At 42.2% G+C, this 3,500-nt stretch carries 4 protein-coding genes; 3 read left to right on the top strand and 1 reads right to left on the bottom strand.

The genetic code is table 11. The annotated features are described in order from the left end of the window. Nucleotides 1-247: 247 nt before the first annotated feature. Nucleotides 248-1,534, bottom strand: coding sequence for a DUF2254 domain-containing protein (locus tag ACEW8S_RS06000; RefSeq protein WP_373517270.1), 1,287 nt, complete (start codon nucleotides 1,532-1,534; stop codon nucleotides 248-250). Between the two features lie 576 nt (nucleotides 1,535-2,110). Between ACEW8S_RS06000 and ACEW8S_RS05995 the strand changes: the two genes are divergently transcribed. From ACEW8S_RS05995 to ACEW8S_RS05985, 3 genes are all read left to right on the top strand, one after another. Beyond that, nucleotides 2,111-2,560 carry a PA2169 family four-helix-bundle protein gene (locus tag ACEW8S_RS05995; protein ID WP_373517269.1) on the top strand — a complete coding sequence of 150 codons (450 nt, stop codon included), beginning with the start codon at nucleotides 2,111-2,113 and terminating at the stop codon, nucleotides 2,558-2,560. Nucleotides 2,561-2,900: 340 nt separating this feature from the next. Continuing rightward, on the top strand, nucleotides 2,901-3,062 hold the full coding sequence (locus tag ACEW8S_RS05990) for a DUF1328 domain-containing protein (RefSeq protein ID WP_373517268.1): 162 nt from the start codon (nucleotides 2,901-2,903) through the stop codon (nucleotides 3,060-3,062). A 40-nt stretch (nucleotides 3,063-3,102) separates the two neighbouring features. Further along, nucleotides 3,103-3,291 (top strand): hypothetical protein, encoded by a 189-nt coding sequence (locus tag ACEW8S_RS05985; protein WP_373517267.1) that lies wholly within the window; start codon nucleotides 3,103-3,105, stop codon nucleotides 3,289-3,291. Nucleotides 3,292-3,500 lie beyond the last annotated feature (209 nt).

Raw genomic sequence — 3,500 nt, 5'->3', positions numbered from 1 at the left:
GCTTGTTGTGGCTGTTGTTCCTGCTGCGCGAACGTTAGGCCGCAAAAAAACAGGGCAAAGGGTATGAGAAAGGTTTGGTTGGTTTTCATCGGGGTTCGTTTGGTTTCAAGTCTTACCTCTAACGCTGCGAACCCCTAATTTAGTATACTTTGCGTTTAAGCATGAAAGACCGTCTCGGTATGACAGGTTAAAATAACCGGAGTACAGCCTTCTAAAATCTTCCACATCGCTATCATTTTTCGCCACGCTATTTTTCCTCGAAAAGAGCGAGGATATTTTCCCTATCGACATCGTTTTCGATATTTTTTTCAAGATCGCTGCGCAGTGCCCCGAGCTCCTTGACCACCGCTTTCCGGTGATCGTTAGAAATTCCCGGAGCACTTACGACATATTGCAGGGCCTTGATCAGCTCGTACATTACGGTACTATCCTTTTTGGAATACAGCCGTATCGGCTGCACTAAAATCCGCATCAGCTCTTCTGCCGGAATATTTTTATGGATCAAAATCATTGACCCCTTATCGAGAGTCGTCGAGACCATATGCGGAAAACGTAAAAATGTGGCGAGCAGGCTTCCCAATTTGGTCACGGCCCCGATGGCGGTACCGGGATCGTTGATGCCCGGAGACATCGCTTTGACGGCAATTTCCGTCAGCTTGATCATGCCCCCGATGCCCTTGTCGTCTTCGTGCCTATCCGAAGAAATATCCATACAGAACAATAGGTTTTTATGGGCCTCTTCCGAAATGTCGTTCTTTACGCGAAGGGCGACATCCCCTTTCCAAATGTGCTGGTTGAGGTAGGGTACGATCTCAATCTGGTTGTCATCCTCCTTTACCGAACTTGACATTAGCACGCTATCGAATCCCCTGAAATATCCCGTTTTATCGGTGACTATCGGTTTCCACCCGCCGGTATCGATATACTGTAGTGCGATTTTTGACGCATCCTTTTCCTGTAGCTCATCCTCCAGATACGTATCGCAGCGTTGGTAGATGCCTTCAATAATATTGTGTATCTGAATGGCACTCGATATGCTATTGATAAAATAGATGAACAGCACGATACAGAGTATCGACATCAAGGCCGCCAACATGGCCGAAAGCCCAACAGCACTGGAGTCGATGCCATAGGCGCCCAGCGAGAGCAAGATTAGCGTACAGTACAGCAGCGTGCCTACGTAGGTGCCCAAAATAATCTGGTTCTTTTTGTTAGAGATGAGACCGGGCAATAAACGTGGCGAAAAATCGCTCGAGGCTTGGCCCAAAACCACCATCACCATTGAAAAACTGAAGACTGTCAACGAAATGATGCCCCCGATAAATGTGGAGAGCATGGCCCGCACCGTATCATAGTCCTGGATAAATAGATAGGACGCGTCTTCCTTCAATTGGGCTACCAGCTCCGAACTATCGATCTTTAATGAGATAACGGCGGCAACCCCGTACAACAGGCTGATCAGCACCGGATAGAAGGCAATGCTCTGTAGCACATTGTGGTAGGTGCGCTTAAAAAATTTGATGATTGCTTTCATATAAGGGTTTAAAATCTTCCTAAAATGATTTTACAGTCAAACTAAATTGCGATACAGCAACACGGATGGTATCGACAAAGCTATTTTTGCAATGTAAAAGTACACTAAGTCAGTTCAGATTATTAGATTAGTTGTTTTTAAAATATTAGGTGGTGCTAGTTACCACAAGCTTACGATAGTTTGGTTGGTTGTTAGAAAATGGCTTTGATGCACTTGCATTAGGGCCATTTTTATTTGCCCCCCCTGACTATCGACAGGTTTCACCTCGCTTTCGCACTTGGGCACATGGTCGCCAGCCGCATCTCCATTTTACGCGCGTACCTTTTCGTATCCTCCCCCCTGTTTTTTAAGATGGTCTTGAATTTTGCATGGAATTTGCCCTGAATCGGTACAGCGAGCGTCCTGTATTGCATCGAATCGTAACGCGTTCGAACAAGATTGCGAAAAAGTCAATTTTCATGGGATTAGCATCCATAGTGACTGAAAGAACACCGTAATTTCGTCGCTGACTTAAAATGGATGTTTATGGAACACATCCCAAATTTACCACGGTTCCACTAATTAAAATTCAAAATTATGAGTACGTATACCGAACAAGTGGGAGAAAAACTGAACGATCTTTTAGAAAAAACCTACGACGCCGAAAGAGGCTTTAAAAAAGCAGCGGACAATGTCGAAGAAGGACATCTAAAAAGGTATTTTGCGCAAAAGGCACAAGAAAGATATGATTTTGGACACGCCCTCAAATCGGAAATCAAGCAATTTGGACAAGAAGTGGAGAAAGGGGATAGTGTAGCCGGGAAAGCGCACCGTTCCTGGATGGATATTAAGAGTCTTTTTTCTTCCGATGATGAGGAGGCCATGTTGGAAGAGGCCATCAAAGGTGAAAAGAAAGCCATCGAAGCCTATGATGAGGTTCTCAGTGAATCAAATCTACCGGGCAGTACCGAAAACTTGCTACAGCAACAACGAAATAAAATCCATACCGGACTAATAAATATAAAAAGTCTTGAGGATATTGCATAGTGCCCATCAAATTTTGCAACAAGAAAAAGGATGGATTTACGTCCTTCTTTTGTGTCGATTTAAAACGGAACAGGCATTCTATATGGTTAAATAGCGATAAAATCCAGCTAACGAACGCTAGTGTTTAAAGCGTCGTATTTGGCCTTAATTGGGGGTATCCCAGCTATATTGCTATTTCAGAATACGTTGGTAAGACCTACAGGGCAAGGCTTGTGTGGATGCATCAATTTTAAAATGGATAGGGTCAAATGCAATTATTTTCATTTTACACCTTTACATTCTAAGAAATTAAGATACTTTAAAGGTATTTTATGCAAATATTAACCTAAACCATAATTTTATGTTACGTTGGACAGTAATTTTTGTAATTTTAGCCATTGTGGCCGCCGTTTTCGGATTTGGCGGTATCGCGGAAGGCGCGGCAGACATAGCCAAGATTCTCTTTTTTATCTTTCTGGTGTTGTTCGTTATCACCCTTTTTACCGGAAGAAAAAAAATTTAAAATTCAATTATAATAAAGTTTAACCTTTAATTACACTATCATGAAAAAGTCAGTATATGTATTTTTAATGCTTTTTGCCCTATCATTTTCCGTAAGCACCTTGAACAGTTGCAGGGAAAAGAACACAGGCGAAAAAATGGAAGATTCAATGGATGAAGCGGGCGATGATATCGAAGACGCCGCAGACGAGGTCGGAGATGAAGTCGAGGATGCCGTTGATGACAACTAATAGCGATTACAGCTAACAACATGCATAAAACGGACTTTTTCTTTGGAAATTGTCCGTTTTTTTATGCTAGATTAAGAATTCTATTTTTACTTTTAAAGTCAAAGTCCTTCTTGTTTAATCATAAAATTAAATTCAAATGAAAGAATTTGCAAAACACGAAAAAGACCTCATCCGAAAATATGATGATCAAGGCTATACCTCTGATTATC

It is taken from the genome of Pricia sp., assembly GCF_041745955.1.
GTDB lineage: Bacteria > Bacteroidota > Bacteroidia > Flavobacteriales > Flavobacteriaceae > Pricia.
The sequence above is the reverse complement of the archived record's forward strand: the minus strand, read 5'-3'. Positions and strand labels throughout refer to the sequence as shown.